Here is a 20,820-nt window from a genome sequence, read left to right as displayed (position 1 = left end):
TATATTTCCAGACGATGAAAAAGAACCTGCTTATACTTGGCATTGGCTGCCTGGCCTTTGCCTTCGCCTGCGGCGACTCCAATAACTCCAATGCGACAGAAGAGGGCGGCAGTACCACCAGTTACGACGCTGGTGGTGAGATGGACTCTGCAGCGGGGGCAGCCGTAAGCGCTTCGGCCAAGCAGTCAGAAGTAGACACCAACCGCATGAACATCGGCATCGACCGCAGTGCCGGGGGCGGGGAGGGGGCTGCCGTGGCAGGTAACTTCGAAAAGGGCGCCAAGCTGATTGCTGGCTCCGACTGCCTCGCCTGCCACCAGGAAGAGAAGAAGCTCGTGGGGCCGGCTTATGTAGAGGTGGCCGACAAGTACGAATTCAATGACAAGAACGTGGACTACCTGGCCGGTAAGATCATTGAGGGAGGCGCCGGGGTATGGGGGCAGGTGCCGATGACGCCGCACCCGAACATTTCGAAGGCCGACGCCCAGGAAATGGCACGCTACATCTTATCGCTTAAAAAATAACCACACATGCTGAAGAACTATATTGCAGCCCTTGCGATGCTGACGCTGCTGGGCTGCCAGTCTACCGAACAGGAAACCACCATGGCCGAGAACGAGCAAACCCCAACAACCGCAGCTGACACCGAAGGAGAGTGGACCTCGCTTTTTGACGGCAAGACCACCAAGGGTTGGCACACCTATGGCAAAGACGCCGTGGGCAAGGCCTGGGTTATTGATGATGGTGCGCTGCACCTGGACGCCTCCAACAAGAAGGACTGGCAGACAAACGACGGCGGAGACATTGTAACAGAGAAAGAATATGATAACTTCCACCTGCAACTGGAGTGGAAAGTAGCCGAGAACGGCAACAGCGGCATTATCTTCTACGTGAACGAGGACACCGCCAAGTACAAGTATACCTGGAACACCGGCCTGGAAATGCAGGTGCTCGACAATAACGGCCATCCCGATGCCAAAATTAAGACGCACCGCGCCGGCGACCTCTACGATTTGATCGCCAGCAGCCCGGAGACCGTAAAGCCGGCAGGTGAGTGGAACCAGGTGGAGATCATCAGCGACAATGGCCAGCTACAGTTCTTCCAGAACGGCGAGAAAGTGCTGGAGACCACCCTGTGGGATGACAACTGGCGCCAGATGGTAGCCAAGAGCAAGTTCGCCGACATGCCTAACTGGGGCACGTTCAAGTCCGGCAAAATTGCCCTCCAGGACCACGGCGATAATGTGTGGTACCGCAACATCCGCATCAAAGAGTTATAGCCTCACCCAACCTCACCCTTAAACCGCAGCAACCATGAATTCGCTGACCCGCTTTAAACTATCTTTCATGATGTTCCTGGAGTTCTTTATCTGGGGCGCATGGTTTGTAACACTAGGCACCTTCCTGGGCAACAACCTGAAGGCGACAGAACTCGAAACCGCTAGTGTGTTCTCCACCCAGTCCTTCGGAGCCATCATTGCCCCCTTTATTATAGGGCTTATTGCAGACAAGTATTTCAACGCCGAGCGGATTCTAGGGGTGCTACACCTGATAGGGGCCTTCCTCATGTACCAGATGTACAGCGCTGACAACGTGGGGGATTTCTATCCTTACGTGCTGGCTTATATGATTGCCTATATGCCTACGCTGGCCCTGGTGAACTCCGTTTCGTTCAGGCAGATGCAGAACCCGGAAAAAGAATTCTCCGTGATCCGCGTGTGGGGCACCATCGGCTGGATCGCGGCAGGCCTTTCGATCAGCTACATCTTCCACTGGGACTCGGCCGCAGGAATTGGCGAGGGGCTGCTGAGAAATACGTTCATGATGGCCGGCATCGCCTCCCTTATACTGGGCGTGTACAGCTTCATGCTCCCGAAAACGCCGCCGGTGAAGAGCCAGGAGAAGAGCAGCTCCATCTCCGAGATCCTGGGGCTGGACGCCATCAAACTGTTGCAGAACAGGAACTTCCTTATCTTTTTCATCGCCTCCATCCTTATCTGTATCCCGCTGGCCTTCTACTACCAGAACGCCAACCCCTTCCTGACCGATATTGGGCTGGAGAACCCGACGGGTAAGATGACGATCGGGCAGATCTCGGAGGTGCTGTTCCTGCTGCTGCTGCCGGTTTTCTTCTCCAGGTTTGGCTTTAAGAAAACCATACTGGTAGGTATGGCCGCCTGGGCGCTGCGTTATGTGCTGTTTGCCTACGGCAACGCCGGGGAGCTTTCCTTCATGCTGATCCTGGGCATCGCCCTGCATGGTATCTGCTACGACTTCTTCTTTGTGTCCGGCCAGATCTATACCGATGCCAGGGCAGGGGAGAAGTATAAAAGCTCGGCCCAGGGGCTGGTGACGCTGGCCACCTATGGCGTGGGCATGCTGATCGGTTTCTGGGTGGCCGGCTTTATCAGCGAGTACTACCGGGCGGCAGACGTGGAGAACTTCTGGCAGAGCGTGTGGCTGGTGCCGGCTGGCATTGCCGCCGTGGTAGCCCTGCTGTTCATTGTCTTCTTCCGCGATGACAAAGAGCCTGCCAACACAACCACCAAGCCTTACGGTACCGAAACTGAAAGACAGGAACTGACAAGCTTACCATAAAACACCCTTAACGACATGTCACAAAATACGAGCCGCAGAAGCTCTATTAAAAAAATCATGGCTGGGACAGCCACCATCACCGCGGCCAGCGTTTTGCCCGCACTTACCGCTTGCGCGCAAGAGCAGAAGGCCGCTGAAACCACGAATAAATTGAAAGGAAACATTAATCACGCCGTCAGCCGCTGGTGTTTCGGCCACCTTTCGGTGGAGGAGCTTTGCAAAGAGGCCAAGGCGATGGGCATTAAAGGCATTGACCTGGTAGGCCCGGAAGATTGGCCTATGCTGCAGAAGTATGGCCTGGAGTCCTCGATGTGCAATGGCGCCGAGATTAACCTGGTGGACGGCTTTAACGACAAGCAGTTCCACGCGAAACTGATCAAGAGCTATTCGGAGATGATCCCGAGGGTGGCGAAGGCAGGGTATAAAAACCTGATCTGCTTTAGCGGCAACCGCCGGGGCAAAACCGATGAAGAAGGCTGGAACAACTGCGTGGAAGGCTTGAAGCAGCTGCTGCCGCTGGCCGAGAAGCACAACGTTACCCTGGTGATGGAGCTGCTCAACAGCAAGGTAGACCACAAGGATTACCAGGCGGACAAGACGGCCTGGGGCGTGGAACTGGTCAAAAGGCTCGGCTCCGAAAACTTTAAGCTGCTCTACGACATCTACCACATGCAGATAGACGAGGGCGACGTGATCCGCACCATCCGCAACAATCACCCCTACATCGCCCATTACCACACGGCCGGCGTGCCGGGCCGCAACGAGATAGACGAGACGCAGGAGCTCTACTATCCGGCCATCATGAAGGCCATTGTGGAGACGGGCTTCAAGGGCTATGTGGCGCAGGAGTTTGTGCCCAAGCGGAACGATAAACTTGCCTCGCTCCGGCAGTCTATTGAGATCTGCGATGTATAAGCTGCAGTAAAAAGTATAAATTTCACCTTACTGAAAGATCAACTCCTAACGAGAAAATTATACATGACAACAAGACGAAGTTTTCTGCAGCAGGCAGGTTTGCTGACAGCAGGTATACTCATTGCGCCGAGCTGCATGGTGGCCAAGGCAGACACTAAAAATATCGGCATACAGCTGTACACGCTGCGTGAGGAGTTGCCAAAAGATGCCAAGGGCGTGATCGGGAAGGTGGCCCAGGCTGGGTACAGGGAGGTAGAGACCTTCGGTTACTCTAAGGAGCGCGGCTTTTTCGGGATGCAGCCAAAAGAGTTTTCCGAGCTGCTCAAGCAGCATAACCTGACCGCCCCGAGCGGCCACTTTGGCCTGGATTCATACATTGGGGAGGGAAATGAGGAGGAGCTGAAATCCTATATCGAAGCGGCAAAGGCCGTGGACATGAAGTACATCATCGCCCCATACTTGGGCCAGCAGCTACGCCAGAGCGCCGCTGACTACCAGCGCGTAGCGGAGCGGCTTTCTAAGGCTGGGGAAGCATGTAAGGCCGCTGGTCTGCAGGTGGCCTACCACAACCACGACTTCGAGTTTGAGAAGTTTGGTGACACCACCGGCTATGAGATCCTGCTGAACGAGACGGATCCTGATTTGGTAAAATTCGAACTGGACCTGTACTGGGTTGTGCGCGCGGGCCTGGACCCGGTAGCGCTGTTCAAGCAGCACCCTGGCCGCTTCGAGCTGTGGCACGTGAAGGATATGGACAAGGCAAACCCAAAACTCAATACCGAGATAGGCTCCGGTTCCATCAACTACAAGCAGATTTTTGAAAATGCCGAGACTGCGGGCCTAAAGCACATCATCGTGGAGCAGGAGAACTTTGCTAAAGATCCTTTTGAGAGTATAGCCCAAAGCCACACTTACGTGAAGGATAACCTGCTGTAAGTTTATACTTCCCAGTAAAAATTAAAAGCCAGGCTATACTTCGTGTGTGGCCTGGCTTTTAAGTATAAGTATAAGTATAAGTATAAGTATAAGTGAGCTGAAGTACGGATGCAGCGCGTTCTTCTACAGCTACTAGTATAAGTTGCCCCTTGTTCGTTGTCTAAAGTCCTTTGTTCTTCTCTACAAGTATAAGTACGGCAAGTATAGCTGAAGTATAAAGTATAAATTCCAGTTAACACCTGATCACGTGAAGACACTGGTCAGAGTCAGCGCGGCAACGTTGCAGCGTTCCTCTGTCCAATTCATTCAGGCGCTTGTCTGTTTCCTCAGGGCACTTATTGAGTAGAGAGACTAAATTAGGTTACCTTATTTTGTCATCCTGAAAGGATCCTGTGGGCAAACCGCTTAAGCTTAACCTCATTTTGGTCAAGTCTCTTCCAGAATGACACCCCTTTTATACTTCAATCTAATACTGCCCCATACTTATATCCTTTAGGGTTTCTCGTTTATGGCCTCGGTACAGTGCTTCTTTACCGACCCTTAACCTTGTCAAAATCATCTTTGATGATGTTTATACTTTATCAGACCATATGATATATGGACCGCTTACGAAAGCCTGCAACGATGACGGACAGCAAAAAAAAGCGCCGCCTGGAAAGAATAATCCGGGCGGCGCTGTAAGTCTGGTTTGGCGTAACTTATACCTTTTTGCCGATTTTATGCCCTTTGATGGCATAGAAGAGGATGAACAGGTAGCAAGGCACCATCACCCAATAGGCGTCCTGCGCGTTCCAGGAGTCGGCCAGGGCGCCGTAGGCTAGTGGCACAATGGCACCACCCGCAATACCCATCACCAGCAGGGAGGAAGCCGCCTTCGTGAAACGACCTATGCCTGCCAGCGCCAGTGGCCAGATAGCCGGCCACATCAGGGAGTTAGCCAGGCCCAGCAGCGCGATGAAAGCCACGGATACGTAGCCCGACGTCATGATAGCACCTATGGTGAAGATCACGCCCAGGATGGCGCAGAACTTCAGCGCATCTTCCTGCTTAATGTACTTAGGGATGGTAACGATACCGATCAGGTAACCCACCACCATGGCAGCCATCGTACCACTGGTAAAGAACTTAGCCGTGGTAAGCGGAATGCCCTGCTCCGCGCCGTAGCTGATGATCGAGTCGCCGGCCATCACCTCTACGCCTACGTAAAGGAAAAGCGTTAGCACACCCAGCATCACGTGCGGGAACTCGAACACGCTCTTTTTGCCGGTTGTGGCGGCGGCTACGGCCTCGTCCTCCTCGTCTGTGTCGATCTCAGGCAGGGAAGAGCGGTAGATCCAGATGCTCAGGGCCAGTAGCACGATGATGATACCGATATAAGGTGGAATCACCTCCAGGGCCATCTCGTCCAGGGCAGCGGCGCGAGCGCCGGCTTCCATGCCCGCCACTTCGGCGCGTAGCGCATCAGCCCCCTCCAGGCTCAGGAAAAGGCCCAGTATGATCGGGGCCACGGCGCCGGCCACCTTGTTGCAGATACCCATGATGCTGATACGCTTGGCAGCGCTCTCAGCAGGGCCAACGATGGTGATGTAAGGGTTAGAGGCTGTTTGCAGAATCGCCAGACCGCAGCCAAGCAGGAACAGGCCTATCAGGAACAGCAGGTAAATGCGCGTCATGGCGGCCGGAATGAAGAGCAGCGCTCCCACGGCCATCACTACCAGGGCCACCGACATGCCGTTCTTGAAGCCAAACATGCTCAGGACGCGTGGCGAGATCGGGGTCATCACCAGGTAGGCGATGTAGAAGGCGAAGGTAACGAAGAAGGACTGGAACTTGGTGAGCTCGCAGGCGATCTCCAGGTAAGGGATCAAAAGGGAGTTGAGCCAGGTGACGAAGCCGAAGATGAAGAACAGCGCGCCGATGATGATCATGGCGCCGGTGCTGCCTTGCTGACCCAGCTCCGGCGTAGGCAGCTGGGATTTGGTAGAGGTGTTTGCCATAGTGTCTTTTACTCTGCTTGGTTAAGGTGTTAGAATGTTTATCGTGGTGTATAAGGTTCTGAATCGTTTGGGAAGGGCAGGTAAAGTATACCCCAGCACCCTGTGTTTGGAAGGGTACAGTTATACGTTAACCAAGTTGCTGCACCCGTTCGCTCAAACCTTTCTGATTAGCAATATACTTTTATTTCTGAAACTATCCCGCGTAATCAGGCGCAGTTTGCCGCAACCCTGCAAAAAATATTGTTCAGGAAGCGAAGAAGTGGCTGCTGGAGGTAATTAATCCCAGGCACACGGGCTAGTGTAACTCAGGCAGGGGCAATTGAAAGCTCTGGGGCCACAGCCAGAGCACCAGCAAGCCCCCCGCTAAAACTATCCCGAACAGCATGGCCACCTTGCCGAATACCGCGCGGCTTCCCAGCACGCCCACCAGTCCGGCCTTAAAAGCCAGGTTCGAGAGGGCTGCCACCAGGATAAGTTTCCACCCGTTAGCTGGTTTCAGGTCGCCAACCTGCATCAGGCGGGAGGTGGACAGGGTAATGGCATCCACATCGGTAAGGCCGGAGATAATAGCCACAATGTAGAGGCCGCCGCTGCCGAGCTGGTCTTTGGCAAAGGCCGTGGCCAGTATCACCACGGCATAGACCGCCCCGAAAGCCAGGGCAGTTTTAAGCTGGGCCGGATTTCCCTGCTCCGGCATCGTGTCGTGGTCAGTGCCCTTGAACAGGTACAGCACCACGCCAAGTACGAGCATCAGCAGGAAAACAGCCGCAAGGGGAGGAGCAACGGTAGGGAGAGTATTGGGAGCCACGACGGCCACCTCGGTTATAATGCGGAGGAGGGAAACGGCCGAGGCAATGAAGATGACAAGGGCGGCGAGCATGCTGCTGGTGTCGTTGCCCTTGGTGCGGCGGGCATAGCTCACGGTGGTGGCCGTGCTGGAGATCAACCCTCCCAGGATACCGCCTAGTACCGTGCCCGATTTCTGGCCAAATATCTTGTAGGCAAAGTAACCCAGCAGCCCCAGCCCTACGATAAGCACCACCATGAGCCAGATGTTGTGCGGGTTTAGCACGTTGTAGGGGCCGTAAGTGCGGTCGGGTAGGACGGGGAGTATGACCAGCGAGATGACTACAAACTGCATGATCGCCCGCAGGTCGCTCTGGCCGATCTTGGCGACGATGCCGTGAAGCGTTTCCTTGAGGTGGAGCAGCACCGCCACGGTTGCGCCCACGGCCACGGCTACAGTCGTTTGCCCCAGCACCAGGTAGGCACCCACCACGAACATGAGCAAGGCGGCCGCTTCTGTCGTCAGGCCAATGTCAAAATCAGGGGTTTTGCTGCGCATGATGTTGGCAACGGCCACAAGGGCGGCCAAGCCCAGAATGCCGGCGGCTATGACCCAGCCGCCGAAGTCCTGTGCCAAAAAGCCGGAAAGAGTGCCAAACAGGGTGATGAGCGGAAAGGTGCGGATGCCGGCCAACTGCGACTGATCGTGCTGCCGCTGCAGCCCCACCAGCAGCCCCAGACCCAGCGATATGGCAAGTGTCTTGAATATCTCTAGCTCCATCTCGGTAGATATGAAGAGGGAAGGTACAGCCTTAAAGTATAAAAGTATAGCCATGGCTATACTTTTATACTTTAAAAGTCGGTATGGTTACATTTGGGTTTCCTGCAGCAGGGTGCTGCTCAGCCGTTTCAGCTCAATCTCAGCCGCCTTGGCCTGGTATTGTATATCGATGAGGCGGTTAGAGGCCACCAGCTCGTTGCGCTGTGCCTCGCGTAGCTCGATGGCCGTCAGGATGCCCAGCCTGTAGCGCTCCAGGGCGATCTCGGCGTTCTCCTGGGCCAGTTTCAGGTTGCTTTCCTCCAGCTCCAGCAGTTGCAGGCGGTTGGTGTACTGGCTGTAAGCGCGGGCCAGGTCAGCCTGCAGGCGGTTCTCCTCGCGCTGCAGCTCCAGGTTGGCTGTCTCCAGGTTGATGCGGGCGTTCTGCGCCTGGCGGTTAATGTTAAAGCCGTTAAAGATCGGCACGTTCAGGCTGAGGCCATAGTTGTAGCCGCGGTTCTGGTTAAAGCGGGCCTGAAATTCGTTTAGTGGCTCTGCCTCGGAGCGGCTGAAGTTATAGGCGCTCAGCACGCTCACCGTCGGAAAGCGGCTGGCCCGCACGGACCGGATGTCGAGGTGTGCCAGCTGGCGCTCCAGCTGCAGGCGCTGCAGCAGCGGGTTGGCGGCGTTCAGGCTGTTGGCGGCCACGCTGTAGTTCACCGTTGGGTCCACCATAATGCTGTCCGTCACAACAAAGTCGAGATCGGGGTTGCGGCCCAGCAGTTGGTTCAGGTTGATTTTGGCGTTTTGCAGCGCCTCCTCCTGCAGCAGCAGCTCCGAGCGGTCGGCGTTGTAGTCTACCTGGGCGCGCAGAATCTCCACTTTGGCGCTCACGCCCACCTCATACTGGGCCTGGGCAATCTCCACGCGTGCCTCCGAAATGGCAATGGCATCCTGTATCGCCTTTATCTTAGAAGATTGGCGGGCCACCTCGAAATAACTAGCCGTGATGTCGGCGAGGGTGTTCTCTATCGTCTGCTTTGTAAGCAACTCCCCGGACTTCTCCAGGGCCTTCAGCCGCTCCAGGTTGATAAACATGCCCAGGCCGTCAAAGATCACCCAGTTCAGGTTCACGCCATAGCTCATGTTGTTGGAGCTAGCCCCGTCCCGGACGCGGTCTGGTCCGGTCTGGAACTCCTGCCGCGAGTTGTTCTCGCTGAACGTGCGGGAAGCCCTGCCGTCTACATTGGGCAGAAAGCCGGCGTTACCCAGCGTCACGTTGTTTTCGGAGATGGCTTCCTGCCTGCCGGCAATCCGAATGTCATAGTTGTTTTGTAGTCCGATGCGGATGGCCTGCTCCAGCGAAAGCTGCTCCTGGCTCTGGGCCAGGTTTGGAAGTAGTAGTGCTAATCCGACCAGGAAAAGCGCCGCGGCTCTGTATGCAAACATTTATACTTGATCTATCGCGTTAAAATCCTTTGGCTAAAATACTTAAATAATGGGTTGGCTTGCTTACACATACTCTGGTCTCTTGGCTTCAGCCTCTTCCTCTTCCAGTTCAGCAATCACATTTGCCTCCGCAGAGGAGAAGTAGGAGTAGATCGCGGGAATCACGTAGAGCGTAAGGCCGGTGGCCAGAATCAGGCCTCCTACCACGGCAATACCCATTGGCATACGGCTTTCCGCACCAGTGCCTAGTGCCAGGGCAATAGGCAGGGTACCCAGGATAGTGGAGAGTGAGGTCATCAGGATCGGGCGGAAGCGGGATACGGCGGCATCCGTGGCAGCCTCCAGTTTCGACAGGCCTTCTTCTTTACGCTGGTTGGCAAACTCCACCAGCAGGATGCCGTTTTTGGTTACCAGGCCCACCAGCATGATCATGCCGATCTGGCTGAAGATGTTCAGTGTCTGGTCGAAGTACCAGAGGCTGAGCAAGGCACCGGAAAGGGCGAGCGGCACGGTGAACATGATGATGGCCGGATCGCGGAAGCTCTCGAACTGCGCGGCAAGCGCCAGGTAAATAAGACCCAGTGCCAGCGAGAAGGCAAATAGTAGACTGCCTGAGCTTTCGGAGAAATCCCTGGATTGGCCGGTAAGAGTAGTTTGGAAGGTCTCATCGAGCACTTCGTCGGCAATAGCGTCCATCACCTCCAAACCGTCGCCAATGGTCTTGCCTTTGTTAAGTGTGGCGCTGAAGGTAGCGGCCGCAAAGCGGTTAAAGCGGTATACTTGCGGCGAGGCACTTTCCTCCTTCAGTTGGATCAGGTTGTCGAGCTGGATCAGCTCGCCGGTGCTGCTCTTGACGTAGAGGCTGCGCAGGTCCAGCGGCTCGCTGCGGTTCTCTCGGGCTACCTGCCCCAGGATCTGGTACTGTTTTCCGCCTTTCACGAAGTAGCCAAAGCGGGTGCCACTTAGGCCAAGCTGGATGGTTTGGGCGATATCACGCACGGAAACACCCAGGCTCTGGGCTTTCTCGCGGTCAATCTCCACGCGCAGCTCCGGCTTGTTAAACTTCAGGTTCACGTCCACGAAACTGAAGGTAGGATCCTGCTGGGCCTTCTCCAGGAACGGCGGGATGATCTCGCGTAGCTTGTCCATGTTCTGCGACTGCACCACGAACTGTACCGGTTGGCCGGCACCGCGCCCGCCGCCCAGGCCCTTATCGCCGGAGGCAAAGGCCCTGGCGCCCGGTATCTGGTTGATCAGGGAAGGCATGCTTTCCACAATCTCCTGCTGTGTCTGGCTGCGTTCGTCCGAAGGGACCAAGCGGAGGCGGATAAAGCCCGAGTTTGCGTTGCGCGTCATGGAGGTGATACTGGAGATGCCCTGCACCGAGTCGTTCACCAGGGCGGTCAGCTCGTTCATGTACTCGTCCATAAACTCAAAAGAGGCACCCTCCGGACCTGTGGCGTTTATACGAAGGCCGGCACGGTCTTCCTCAGGCGACAACTCAGACTGCAGGGTAGACATTTGCCACCAGATTGCACCGGCAGAAGCCACAATAAGTATAAAAGCTACCCAGCGCACGCGCATAAAGCTCTCCAGGCTGCGGCGGTAACCACCGGTGAGGGTCTCAAAGAAGGGCTCGGTTTTACGGTAAAACCAGTTGGGTCTTTCCCTGTGCTTGAGGATGCGCGAGGACATCATCGGCGTGAGCGTTAGCGAGACGAAGGAGGAGATGATCACCGAGCCAGCCACCACAATACCGAACTCACGGAACAGGCGGCCGGTGGTATCCTCCAGGAAGGCCACCGGCATAAACACGGCCGCCAGGGCAACAGTGGTGGAGATAATGGCAAAGTAAATCTCCTTGGCGCCGTTCTTGGCGGCCTGCATTGGCCGCTCTCCTTTTTCGATGCGAGAATAGATGTTCTCCAGCATCACGATGGCGTCGTCCACTACCAGGCCAATGGCCAGCACAATGCCCAGCAGGGTGAGCACGTTGATGGAGAAGTCCATTACATACATGATGAAGAAGGTGCCGATAAGGGAGACCGGTATGGCTACCACCGGAATCAGCGTGGAGCGCCAGTCGCGCAGGAACAGGAAGATCACGATCACTACCAGGGCAAAGGCGACGATAATGGTCTCCTGCACCTCGGCAATGGAGGCCCGCACGTACTGCGAGTTGTCGAAGCCGATGGTTAGCTGCAGGTCTTCCGGGATGTCTTTTTTGATGTGCTCCAGGCGTCTGTAAAACTCGTCGGCGATCTCGATCTGGTTCGAGCCCGGCTGCGGTACCAGCACCACGCCGATCATCGGGATGCCGTTGTAGCGGAGCACCGTTTTCTCGTTTTCGGGGGCGAGTTGGGCATAGCCAATGTCGCGGAAGCGGATCAGGCGGTCGGCGTCCTGGCGCACGATTAAGTTGTTAAACTCCTCCGGGGTGGAAATGCGGCCCATGGTCCGCACCGAAAGCTCGGTGGTGGCGCCTTCTATACTTCCCGATGGCAGCTCCACGTTCTGGCGCGCGAGGGCATTTTGTACTTCCAGCGGGGTTACGCGCAGGGCGGCAAGCTTATCCGGATCCATCCACAGACGCATCGAGTAGCGTTTATCCCCCCAGATCATGATCTCACTCACGCCCGGGATGGTCTGCAGCTGCTCCTTGAACACGTTCATACCTATATCAGAGAGCTCCAACAGGGTACGGTTCTCGCTTCGGATACCCAGGAAGAGGATGGGGTTCGCATCAGCGTCGGCCTTGGCCACAGTTGGAGGCTCGGCGTCCTCGGGCAGCCGTCGCTGTGCCCTGGCCACGCGGTCGCGCACGTCGTTGGCAGCCGTTTCCAGGTCCACGTCCAGGTTAAATTCTACAGTAATATTGCTGCTGCCCTCGCTGCTGGTGGAGGTAAGCGTTCGGATACCGGCAATACCGTTGATGGACTCCTCCAGGGGCTCGGTTATCTCAGACTCGATGGTCTCAGCGTTGGCGCCTACGTAACTCGTCCTTACGTTCACAATGGGCGGGTCCACGCTGGGGTACTCTCGCACACCCAGGTAGGTGATGCCTATAAACCCGAACACCATGATCGCGATGCTCATCACGATAGCCAGCACGGGACGTTTTATACTTATATTGGATAAACTTGCCATATAAATCTGTGGTGGGGATTGGAGCTGATAAACTGTACGGTCAGCGGGCTTTTCAACGGTGCGCTTCCGGTCTGCTTGTCTACTCCTGTTAATTTAGCGTACTTCAGTTCGTTTTCCTGGCTTCTTGCTTGTCTCTTTTTCGGCCGTTTCCTGCAAAAGGCAGGTGTAAACAGCTACAGGGGCGTCAGTTAAGGACGATTGCTGCTTTAGGGGCTAGATCGGGTTTTGGCCTGCGGCCCTAACTTTAAACGGTTCTCGTTATACTATTGGCGTTCCTGCACGGCAGATTATTCAGCCACAGTTGTATCCGGCGCGGGAGCCTCTAATGCTTCATCAGCTGTCAGTACTTTGCGTATGTTCAGGTTAGAGCCATCGCGCACCTGCAGAATACCGGAGCGGATGATCGTATCGCCGGGGGCCACGCCTTCCGTAATCTGGATCATCGTTTCAGAACGCTGGCCAATCTTCACCATCTTCGGGACAGCCTTCCCGTTTTTAGACAGGAAAACCTTGTGCCCGGTAGCTTCCGGTATAATGGCTTCTGTCGGGATAAGGATGGCATCATCCGAATCCTGCAACGACAGGCTCACACTTACGAAGGCGCCCGGCTTTACTTCCTCGTTCTTGTTATCGAAAAGGGCGCGCACCTGCAGGGTGCGGGTGCCGGGGTCTATGCCTGGCTGCACGGCGTAAACAGATGCCTCGTATACTTTCGGCATTCCCTCCACCGTGAAGGTAATCTTGTCGCCAGCCTCTACCTGCTGGCTGTAGCGGCCAGGAATGGCAAAATCTATTTTCACAGGGCTGATGTCAACAATGCGGGCAATGGGTGTGGTGGCCGATACGTAGCTGCCCTCGCTCACCTGGCGCAGGCCGATCACCCCATCGAAAGGGGCCCGCACGTAGGCTTTGGCCAGAGTAGCCTTCAGGGCCTGAATGTCGGCGGTGGCGGTAGCCAGTTGGTTGCTTACCTGGTCGTACTCCTGCGCACTGATGTATTCCTTCTCCAGCAGCGTGCGCTGGCGTTCTTCCATGTCGCGGTAGAGCTTTTGGTTAGACTCCAGCTTCTGCAGCTGCGCGCGCATCTCGGCATCGTTCACCGTTACCAGTAGCTGGCCTTTCTTTACATGGGTGCCTTCCTTAAAGTTGATACTTGTAATACGCCCGGCAATCTCGCTGCGCAGTTCCACCTCCTCGTTAGGCAGCACCGTGCCTGTGGTGGAGATCCTGTTCTGAAAAGCTCCCGGTGAAACAACGTATACATCCACGGTTACTTTACGCGCCATGGGGCCGCCACCGCCGCCACCGCCGCCGCCTGCAGTTGCCTGCATCTCCGGCTCGGCCGAAAGCTGCCTGTAAGCTAAGTAACCAACAGCCGTAACGGCTACAAGAATCAGGATAGTTTTTAAGGTTTTGTTCATTTGTGTTTTAACACAGGTTTAGTTAGGAGAGTGCCCGTTATGCATTCATAAGGCAGGGTTACCCGGTTTGGTGGTATTATCCAGGTTAAATATACAGACAACGTTGCGAACAATAAAAGTTGACGTAACTTAAACTCTACAAACCGGCACATCTTAAAGACATAAAACGGTACCGAAGGTTTAAACAGCAGTGATTGAAAATGGCAAAAAAAGATAGCAAGGAGAATTTTTTCCAGAATGTATACGAGGTAGTGCAGCTCATCCCGCGTGGCCGGGTAACCTCATATGGGGCCATAGCCAGCTATTTGGGGGCAAAAGGCTCGGCCAGAATGGTGGGCTGGGCCCTGATCGCCTCCCACCCCATGACTAAGATTCCGGCCCACCGGGTCGTAAACCGTATCGGCATGCTTACCGGTAGCCAGCACTTTGACACGCCCCACGCCATGCAGGAGCGGCTGGAACAGGAGGGGGTGCGCGTAGAGAACGGCCAGGTGGCGGATTTTAGGGAACTGTTCTGGGACCCGGCGAAAGAGTTGCTGTAACAGTAGCCTATCCGGCCCCGGATTTATACTTTAGCAGAAGTTCTACGCCCACTACCCAGCATGTTCCGACACCGAGGGAAAAACCGCACCCTGAAGCATAACCTGAAGCTGGCCTCGCTGCTCTCGCTGGTGGCGGGTATTGTGAACGTGGCGGGTGTATTTGCGCTGCAGCAGCTCACCACTAACGTGACGGGCCACTTCGCCTTCTTTGCCGATGAGGTGGGGCGCCAGAACTTTTCCAACGCCTGGGGCTACCTGCTGTTCATACTTGCTTTTTTATCCGGGGCCATCGTGTCAGGCATCCTGCTGGAGGCAATGCTGCGACGAAACAAGCAGTTTGTATACCTCCCGCCGGTGGGCCTGGAGCTGTTGGTGCTGGTATCGGTGGCGCTGCTGAGCCTGGAGTTTATCCTGCAGCACCGCATTGCCGTGGCCTGCTGCCTGCTCTTTGCCATGGGCCTGCAGAATGCGCTGGTAACCCGCATCTCCAACGCCGTGGTGCGCACCACCCACCTCACCGGCCTATTCACCGACCTGGGCATTGAGATCTCACAGCTGTACTTTTACCGGAAGCAGGAGCAGCAGGAAAAGCTGCGGGCCTCCATCAAGCTGCGCCTCACCATCATCAGTTTCTTCTTTCTGGGTTGTATTGTGGGCGGCTTTGTTTTTTCTGCCTTCGCCATGAAAGCGCTGCTGCTGGCTGCCGCCATCCTGCTAGCCGGCCTGGTGTATGATAGCCTGAAGTATAAAGTGGTGAAACTGAAGCGCAAATACAGGAGGTGAGGCTACCCTGCTGTGCCGGGGGCGCGGCAGGATAACCTGGCTTGCATGCGTAGGGGCGTTACGCGCCCCTACGCATGCAAGCGTAAGACCGGGTATGAAGCAAGGCCAGCCACGCCTATACTATAAAGTAAATATGAATAGGCGTGACAGGCCCTTATCCCTTAGAAGCTAGCAGTATGCTGCGGGGAGTAATAGTCCTGGGATTGGATGCGGTAGTTGCCCTCTTCATCGAGGGTGCGGACTATTTTCAGCAACATGCCCTCGGGCAAGAACACGTAAACATACTCCACGTTGTTGGGACCGCCCCGCTTCAGCCCCTCCGGGTGTGTTAAGGTGATGGAATGAAACTCCGGGTGCCATTGGCCCACCAGGAGCGTGGTGTTTCCGTTCTGCTTGTCTGCCTGTATCAACTCAAACCGCTCCTTCGAGGCTGAATACCCGAAGAAGCACTCCTGCCGTTTTTGGCTGCCGTCCGGCTGCCTTACATAGGTCTTTTCGTGCAGGTAGCTACCCTGGTGGGCTGGGCTTACGTTTGCCTTTCCCGACGACTGGTAGTAGGCATTGCGGTCCGGCTGCCACGAATAGTGACTCACCTGCCAATTACCCGACAGCCGGCGGAGCAGTTTGTGGGCTTCCTCGGAGGTTAATGGTACACTTGTCTGTTCCTGTGCCTGAACTACTGGGGCGGCCGCTGCCAGCAGCACCGCCGCCAACAGGGTAAGAATTACTTTTTTCATAGCTTTATCTTTATATTTAGTGTCGGGTCGCGTGGTTGATCAGGTGTATGTAAGTAGCTGAGCAACACTATAAAGATAAGCTAGAAGACAGGATAGTTGCCTGGCTTTTAGACAAACTCCTGAAAGGGCTATACTTAGGCCTTTTTTCTTTGTGTCAGTTAGCCATGTGTGGGTAAAAGTACCGATGAACTGAGTCAGGAACGTGATGGAATTGGGGAAAAAACAAAGCTAGGGCTCCATCACCAATGTCACCGCATGATATCCTGCAAATACCCCTATGCCGCTCTGTATGTTGTTGGCTACAGGGCCGGGCGGTGTGGCAAAATTATCGCGGTACGACTGTTTGTTAAGTGTTCGGACGTAGTCATAGAACTCGCGCGTAATGTGTGCGATGCGCACGTAGGTAGTATATTGAGGCGGGTTTTCCAGGTCCAGGCGCAGCGTTACAACTTTTCCATCAAATAGCTTATCGCTGAAAAAGTAATGGTCCTCCATCGTGAACTCGTCTTCAAATGGCTCCACTAGTCTCACCCCCACAGATCTTCTGTAGGGCTGTCCGTCAAGATAGCTTGTGTCGGGGGTAAAAGCTTGAATGTAGTAGAAGTTTTCCTGGCCGGGCGTGTCAGCCAAGGTGAAAGTGGCGCTAACGGTAGGACCATCCGACGCTGTGGCGGCTACAGGCGTGGCATTCAGGTTGCTGATAGCTGGTGCGGCGGGGATGTATGTTGTTGCGCTGGCAGTTGGTAAGCCCGGCGCCTCTACCTTCAGTTCATAGTGCTGTAGCGCCTGCGGTTTTTGGTCTGTGCTGTAAGTGCCGTTTCCTTTGTGCTGTAGCGTGTATAGGTGCTGGTCGGCCTGGTATACCTGCACGGTGGCGTTGCTTACCGGCTCGTGCGCTTTGTTGGATAAGGGATTTTGGCTGGGGCTTACCTCCACCGTAAAAAGGCTGTCGGGGTTGATGACGGCGTTTACAACCAACTTCGGTTCGTGGGCCGGAAGCTCCATTTCCACTACCGTTTCGCAGCTGCTTAGTAGCAGCATCAGGCACATCAGCGGCAACGTGAACTTTATCTTTCGCATTTTCATCATTTCTTAAAACTTAAACGCATAGCTAATGGACGGCAGCACCGGAAACAGCGAGACCTTATAAAGACGACGTGAAGAATTGTTTTCGGCGCTTATACTTGGTTGGCTGAGGTGCATGAAGTATGGGTTTTTATGGTTATAGGCGTTGTAAACAGAAATGTTCCAGCTGCGCTCGCCCCATTTTTTCTTCTTGGAGTGCGTCAGGCTCAGGTCCAGGCGGTGGTAAGCGGGCATGCGGTAGTTGTTGCGCTCACCCACGTAATCGACCGTCTCCACCGAGGGGCTCCAGCCGTAGGGGTTATTTACAGGCTCGTTGTAGGCCTTGTAGCTGGCTGCTGGCAATGTAGTGGCGTAGCCGGTGCGGTAAACCCAGCTCCCGCCCACGCGTAGCCTTTCGGTAAGCTGATGGTTGGCAACCAGCGAGATGCTGTGGCGGCTGTCGTAGGTGTAAGGGTACTTCTGATTAAAGTTGATGCTATCCATCTGCCGCCACGACCAGGATAAAGTATAACCGAGCCAACCAGTGGTTTTGCCCTGCCGCTTGCGCAGCAGCCACTCCGAGCCATAGCTCCATCCCCTGCCGCTCACCACGCGCGTTTCGTAAGGGGGCGACACGAAGTTGGCGAAGTTGGTTTCGGGGCCGCTGCGGAAGAACTCACCAATAAAGTCAGCTCCATCCTTAAACTCAGCCACGTCCTGCATTGCCTTATAGTATAAATCCGACGTCAGTTCCCACTGCTGCCCCAATACAGTGGCTGCACCGAATGTGGCCTGCCAGGAGCGCTGCGGTCTCACTTTCTCGGTGGCGGGTACCCAGATATCGGTAGGGGTCCCGGTGGAGGTGTTGCTGAGCAGATGCAGGTACTGGGCCATGGTGGCATAGGAGGCGCGTATACTGATGCCTGTAGCCGAAGTATAGCCCAGCGCCAGGCGCGGCTGCAGTGAGGTATAAAACTCACCATTCACTTCGAATCCCGAGAAGTGCAATCCAATATTTACCTGCAGGCGCTCGCTCAGCTGTAGACGGTCATCGGCATAAGTATAAAACTCGTGCGCCCGGATGGTAGAGAAGGAGTCGGTGGTGAGGGTGAGGCTGTCTGTCCGGAGCGAGGTAACCTCTGGCCGGAACGTGTGGAAAGTATAGCTGCCGCCGAACCGCACGCTGTGCCGGGTGTGGGGCAGGTAATCGAAGTCTGCTTTTGCGCCCCAGTCTGTGATGCCGGAGCTGTAGTCTACGGAGCGGTTGAGCTGTGGGCTTTTTACCTCCGACTGCTGCGCAAAGCGGTAGCGGCTATAAGTGAGGGTAGTGTTGCTGAAGAGCTTCGGGCCGAATGCATGGTTCCAGCGGAGGGCACTGGTGATGTTGCCCCAGCGCATGTTATACTTTTGCTGCTCGGTGCTGGCATAGTTGTAAAACTCCTGCTTATCTGAGAACCTATCCTGGCCGCTGTACAGGCTCAGGTACAACCTGTTGGCAGGGGAGAAGGTATGGTTTACTTTAGCGTTGAGGTCGAGAAAATTGTAGTTGCTGATGTCTTCCCCGCTCATGGCCGCTGCGGCGGCGGCCAGCACGTCTAGGTAAGTGCGTCGGGCCGCTAGCAGGAAAGAGGTTTTCTCATCTTTGATCGGCCCCTCCAGCATCAGCTTGGAAGAAATCAATCCTACGGCGCCCTCGCCGGCGAACTGCTGGTTATTGCCCTCCTTCAACTGCACATCCACCACCGAGGAGAGCCTGCCGCCGTAAGGGGCCGGAAAGCCTCCTTTTAGCAGCTCCACCGATTTAATGGCATCCGGATTAAAGACCGAAAACATGCCCAGCAGGTGCGATACGTTATACACCGGCACCCCGTCCTGCAGGATCAGGTTCTGGTCGGGGCTGCCGCCGCGCACGATCAGGTCAGAGGAGCCTTCGCGGCCACCAAGTATACCGGGCATCAGTTGCATGGCTTTAACCGCATCGGCCTCTCCCATCAGGCGCGGCAACTGCTTTAACTCGGCTCCGCGCATGGTTATCTGGTTAGCCTGCTGCAAGTCCATACCCTTTTCGGCGGTGATGTTTACCTCCTGGATCTGGTTGGAAAGCGGCTGTAGCTGCAGTTGCAGGGTTGTGTCAGCAGTAACATGAGCTATGCTAAGAATAAGCGGTTCATATCCTAGGTAGCGCACCTGCAACTGCACTAGCCCGGCGGGTAAGGTTATACTATAAAAGCCATAGGTATTGGCTGCCGCTCCGGCTGTTCCATTGGTTACCGTGGCCCCTGCCAAACTCTCCCCGGAAGTTGCATCTCTAACGTGCCCACTAACCGTTACCCGCTGCTGTTCCTGCCTTTTCACAGGCCGCAGTATAATCTGGCTCCCAATCAAGGTATAACTTGTGCCGCTATTTTTTAGCAATTCATCCAGCACCTGACGCAGCGGCTGGTTTTCGGCATGGATGCTTACTTGTTGCTGCAGCGGCACCAGGTCGTTGCCGTAGGAGAAGGTGAGATTATACTTTTCAGACAGCTCCTCGAGTACCTGTTGTATGGTGGCGTTGGGTTGATTGAGGGAGACTTTCTGCTCCAGCAGGCCTGCCTGCGCCAGCGCAGCGAGGGCAATGGTTAGCCAGGCTACGCCCAGGCATAGTACACGTTTGTTCATAGGTGAGGTGGTTAAGGTATTAGTGGCAGCCGTTGCCCGCCAACGTATAAGTATGCTCGTCCTGCTTTATGATCTCGAGTTGCAGCGATGCCTCCAGCACCTGCAGCACCTCCTGCAGCTCTGAGTTCTGGAAGGTGCCCGTAAACCGGCAGTTTTCCAGCCCTGGGTGCGCTAGCTGCAGTGTCACCCCGTAGTAGCGCTCCAGCGCCGCCAGTACCTCCTTTAGCGGTTTGCCGCCGAAGTGCAGCTTGCCGCTTTTCCAGGCCCAGGCGTTTTCACCGGCCAATTCATACTTTTCAACGCTGTTTTCCTGTTTCTGAAGTATGGCACCATAGCCAGGGGTAACAATAGCCTGTGCTGAACTTTTAGATGATGTAAAGGCAACCTTGCCCGTGGCCACCGTCAACTCCACCGTCTGTTCATGTGGATAGGCGCGCAGGTTAAAGGAGGTTCCTAGTACTTGTGTTTTACTGTTCTCTGCCTCAATGACAAAAGGCTGCTGCGGATTGCGCTTTACTTCGAAAAAGGCCTCGCCCTCCAGGTGTACTTCCCGCTGCGGTCCGTTAAAATCCGGATTATAAGCAAGTGTAGTTCCTTTATTGAGCCACACCTGGCTGCTGTCCGGAAGTATAACTGCCATTTGCCCACTACCCGACCTTACTACCTCTAGCCCATAGTAAGGCAGGAAGTATAGCTTAGCCAGCCAGGCGATGCCGACAAGCACCACCACGGCAGCGGCCACGCGCCACAGCTGCCGGTGTAGCGGGATAACCTTTGCCTGCTGCGGCTGCAGTTGCGCACGCACTTTTCTCCAGGCGGAATCCGTATCTACTGCTGTGGCAGGGGCGGGTGCCGTGAGCCTCCAGAGCTGCTGTTGGGCCTGGTACTGCTCCCGGTGCTCCGGACTTTGGTTCAGCCACTGGCGCAGCGCCTCCTCCTCGGCGGGTGTGGCCTTGCCTTTAAAGCTCTTGGCAGCGATGTCCCAGTAGCGGCTATCCATGGTTTTGGGCTGAGGTTAAGGTTTTA

General features: G+C 55.4%; 16 protein-coding genes. 7 read left to right on the top strand and 9 right to left on the bottom strand.

What is annotated here, in order from left to right:
• Positions 1-14 precede the first annotated feature (14 nt).
• From OH144_RS13135 to OH144_RS13115, 5 genes are all read left to right on the top strand, one after another.
• On the top strand, positions 15-524 hold the full coding sequence (locus OH144_RS13135) for a c-type cytochrome (RefSeq protein ID WP_266202704.1): 510 nt from the start codon (positions 15-17) through the stop codon (positions 522-524).
• A gap of 6 nt (positions 525-530) precedes the next feature.
• Positions 531-1,280, top strand: coding sequence for a 3-keto-disaccharide hydrolase (locus OH144_RS13130; protein WP_266202703.1), 750 nt, complete (start codon positions 531-533; stop codon positions 1,278-1,280).
• A 34-nt stretch (positions 1,281-1,314) separates the two neighbouring features.
• Positions 1,315-2,598, top strand: a complete 1,284-nt coding sequence (locus tag OH144_RS13125; RefSeq protein WP_266202702.1) for a nucleoside permease — start codon at positions 1,315-1,317, stop codon at positions 2,596-2,598.
• A 15-nt stretch (positions 2,599-2,613) separates the two neighbouring features.
• Complete coding sequence (locus tag OH144_RS13120) at positions 2,614-3,513, top strand: hydroxypyruvate isomerase family protein (protein ID WP_266202701.1); 900 nt, start codon at positions 2,614-2,616, stop codon at positions 3,511-3,513.
• Positions 3,514-3,576: 63 nt separating this feature from the next.
• Positions 3,577-4,449: a sugar phosphate isomerase/epimerase family protein gene (locus OH144_RS13115; protein WP_266202700.1), complete on the top strand. Its 873-nt coding sequence runs from the start codon at positions 3,577-3,579 to the stop codon at positions 4,447-4,449.
• Positions 4,450-5,147: 698 nt separating this feature from the next.
• Here the strand turns inward: OH144_RS13115 and OH144_RS13110 are convergent.
• The 5 genes from OH144_RS13110 to OH144_RS13090 all read right to left on the bottom strand — a co-directional run bounded on the left by OH144_RS13110 (position 5,148) and on the right by OH144_RS13090 (position 14,006).
• Positions 5,148-6,446 carry a sugar MFS transporter gene (locus OH144_RS13110; protein ID WP_266202699.1) on the bottom strand — a complete coding sequence of 433 codons (1,299 nt, stop codon included), beginning with the start codon at positions 6,444-6,446 and terminating at the stop codon, positions 5,148-5,150.
• 295 nt (positions 6,447-6,741) lie between these two features.
• Positions 6,742-8,067 (bottom strand): MgtC/SapB family protein, encoded by a 1,326-nt coding sequence (locus OH144_RS13105; protein ID WP_266202698.1) that lies wholly within the window; start codon positions 8,065-8,067, stop codon positions 6,742-6,744.
• A gap of 33 nt (positions 8,068-8,100) precedes the next feature.
• Complete coding sequence (locus OH144_RS13100; protein ID WP_266202697.1) at positions 8,101-9,438, bottom strand: TolC family protein; 1,338 nt, start codon at positions 9,436-9,438, stop codon at positions 8,101-8,103.
• A 63-nt stretch (positions 9,439-9,501) separates the two neighbouring features.
• Positions 9,502-12,585, bottom strand: a complete 3,084-nt coding sequence (locus OH144_RS13095; protein ID WP_266202696.1) for an efflux RND transporter permease subunit — start codon at positions 12,583-12,585, stop codon at positions 9,502-9,504.
• 287 nt (positions 12,586-12,872) lie between these two features.
• Positions 12,873-14,006, bottom strand: coding sequence for an efflux RND transporter periplasmic adaptor subunit (locus OH144_RS13090; protein ID WP_266202695.1), 1,134 nt, complete (start codon positions 14,004-14,006; stop codon positions 12,873-12,875).
• 200 nt (positions 14,007-14,206) lie between these two features.
• On the opposite strand from OH144_RS13090, the gene OH144_RS13085 reads away from it, so the two are divergent.
• Both OH144_RS13085 and OH144_RS13080 read left to right on the top strand, forming a co-directional pair.
• A complete protein-coding gene (locus tag OH144_RS13085; RefSeq protein WP_266202694.1) occupies positions 14,207-14,548 on the top strand; it encodes an MGMT family protein in 342 nt (113 codons plus the stop codon).
• Between the two features lie 60 nt (positions 14,549-14,608).
• On the top strand, positions 14,609-15,331 hold the full coding sequence (locus OH144_RS13080; protein WP_266202693.1) for a YoaK family protein: 723 nt from the start codon (positions 14,609-14,611) through the stop codon (positions 15,329-15,331).
• 161 nt (positions 15,332-15,492) lie between these two features.
• Here the strand turns inward: OH144_RS13080 and OH144_RS13075 are convergent, their stop codons facing one another.
• From OH144_RS13075 to OH144_RS13060, 4 genes are all read right to left on the bottom strand, one after another.
• The gene (locus tag OH144_RS13075) at positions 15,493-16,068 is read right to left on the bottom strand and encodes a DUF1579 family protein (RefSeq protein WP_266202692.1); all 576 of its coding nucleotides are present in this window, start codon (positions 16,066-16,068) and stop codon (positions 15,493-15,495) included.
• Positions 16,069-16,296: 228 nt separating this feature from the next.
• A complete protein-coding gene (locus tag OH144_RS13070) occupies positions 16,297-17,148 on the bottom strand; it encodes a DUF4249 domain-containing protein (protein WP_266202691.1) in 852 nt (283 codons plus the stop codon).
• A gap of 12 nt (positions 17,149-17,160) precedes the next feature.
• Entirely contained in the window at positions 17,161-19,794 is a 2,634-nt protein-coding gene (locus OH144_RS13065) for a TonB-dependent receptor (protein ID WP_266202690.1), read from the bottom strand.
• 19 nt (positions 19,795-19,813) lie between these two features.
• Positions 19,814-20,794, bottom strand: coding sequence for a FecR family protein (locus OH144_RS13060; RefSeq protein WP_266202689.1), 981 nt, complete (start codon positions 20,792-20,794; stop codon positions 19,814-19,816).
• Positions 20,795-20,820 lie beyond the last annotated feature (26 nt).

This window comes from Pontibacter kalidii (assembly GCF_026278245.1).
In the GTDB taxonomy this organism is placed as follows: Bacteria; Bacteroidota; Bacteroidia; order Cytophagales; family Hymenobacteraceae; genus Pontibacter; species Pontibacter kalidii.
Note: the sequence above shows the minus strand (reverse complement) of the source record. Positions and strands in the feature narration are given on the sequence as shown.

Coding starts and splice junctions, on each gene's coding strand:
- OH144_RS13085 (WP_266202694.1), top strand. CDS start 14,207: ATGGCAAAAAAAGATAGCAAGGAGAATTTTTTCCAGAATGTATACGAG.
- OH144_RS13065 (WP_266202690.1), bottom strand. CDS start 19,794: ATGAACAAACGTGTACTATGCCTGGGCGTAGCCTGGCTAACCATTGCC.
- OH144_RS13115 (WP_266202700.1), top strand. CDS start 3,577: ATGACAACAAGACGAAGTTTTCTGCAGCAGGCAGGTTTGCTGACAGCA.
- OH144_RS13135 (WP_266202704.1), top strand. CDS start 15: ATGAAAAAGAACCTGCTTATACTTGGCATTGGCTGCCTGGCCTTTGCC.
- OH144_RS13110 (WP_266202699.1), bottom strand. CDS start 6,446: ATGGCAAACACCTCTACCAAATCCCAGCTGCCTACGCCGGAGCTGGGT.
- OH144_RS13070 (WP_266202691.1), bottom strand. CDS start 17,148: ATGCGAAAGATAAAGTTCACGTTGCCGCTGATGTGCCTGATGCTGCTA.
- OH144_RS13095 (WP_266202696.1), bottom strand. CDS start 12,585: ATGGCAAGTTTATCCAATATAAGTATAAAACGTCCCGTGCTGGCTATC.
- OH144_RS13090 (WP_266202695.1), bottom strand. CDS start 14,006: ATGAACAAAACCTTAAAAACTATCCTGATTCTTGTAGCCGTTACGGCT.
- OH144_RS13120 (WP_266202701.1), top strand. CDS start 2,614: ATGTCACAAAATACGAGCCGCAGAAGCTCTATTAAAAAAATCATGGCT.
- OH144_RS13130 (WP_266202703.1), top strand. CDS start 531: ATGCTGAAGAACTATATTGCAGCCCTTGCGATGCTGACGCTGCTGGGC.
- OH144_RS13075 (WP_266202692.1), bottom strand. CDS start 16,068: ATGAAAAAAGTAATTCTTACCCTGTTGGCGGCGGTGCTGCTGGCAGCG.
- OH144_RS13060 (WP_266202689.1), bottom strand. CDS start 20,794: ATGGATAGCCGCTACTGGGACATCGCTGCCAAGAGCTTTAAAGGCAAG.
- OH144_RS13080 (WP_266202693.1), top strand. CDS start 14,609: ATGTTCCGACACCGAGGGAAAAACCGCACCCTGAAGCATAACCTGAAG.
- OH144_RS13100 (WP_266202697.1), bottom strand. CDS start 9,438: ATGTTTGCATACAGAGCCGCGGCGCTTTTCCTGGTCGGATTAGCACTA.
- OH144_RS13105 (WP_266202698.1), bottom strand. CDS start 8,067: ATGGCTATACTTTTATACTTTAAGGCTGTACCTTCCCTCTTCATATCT.
- OH144_RS13125 (WP_266202702.1), top strand. CDS start 1,315: ATGAATTCGCTGACCCGCTTTAAACTATCTTTCATGATGTTCCTGGAG.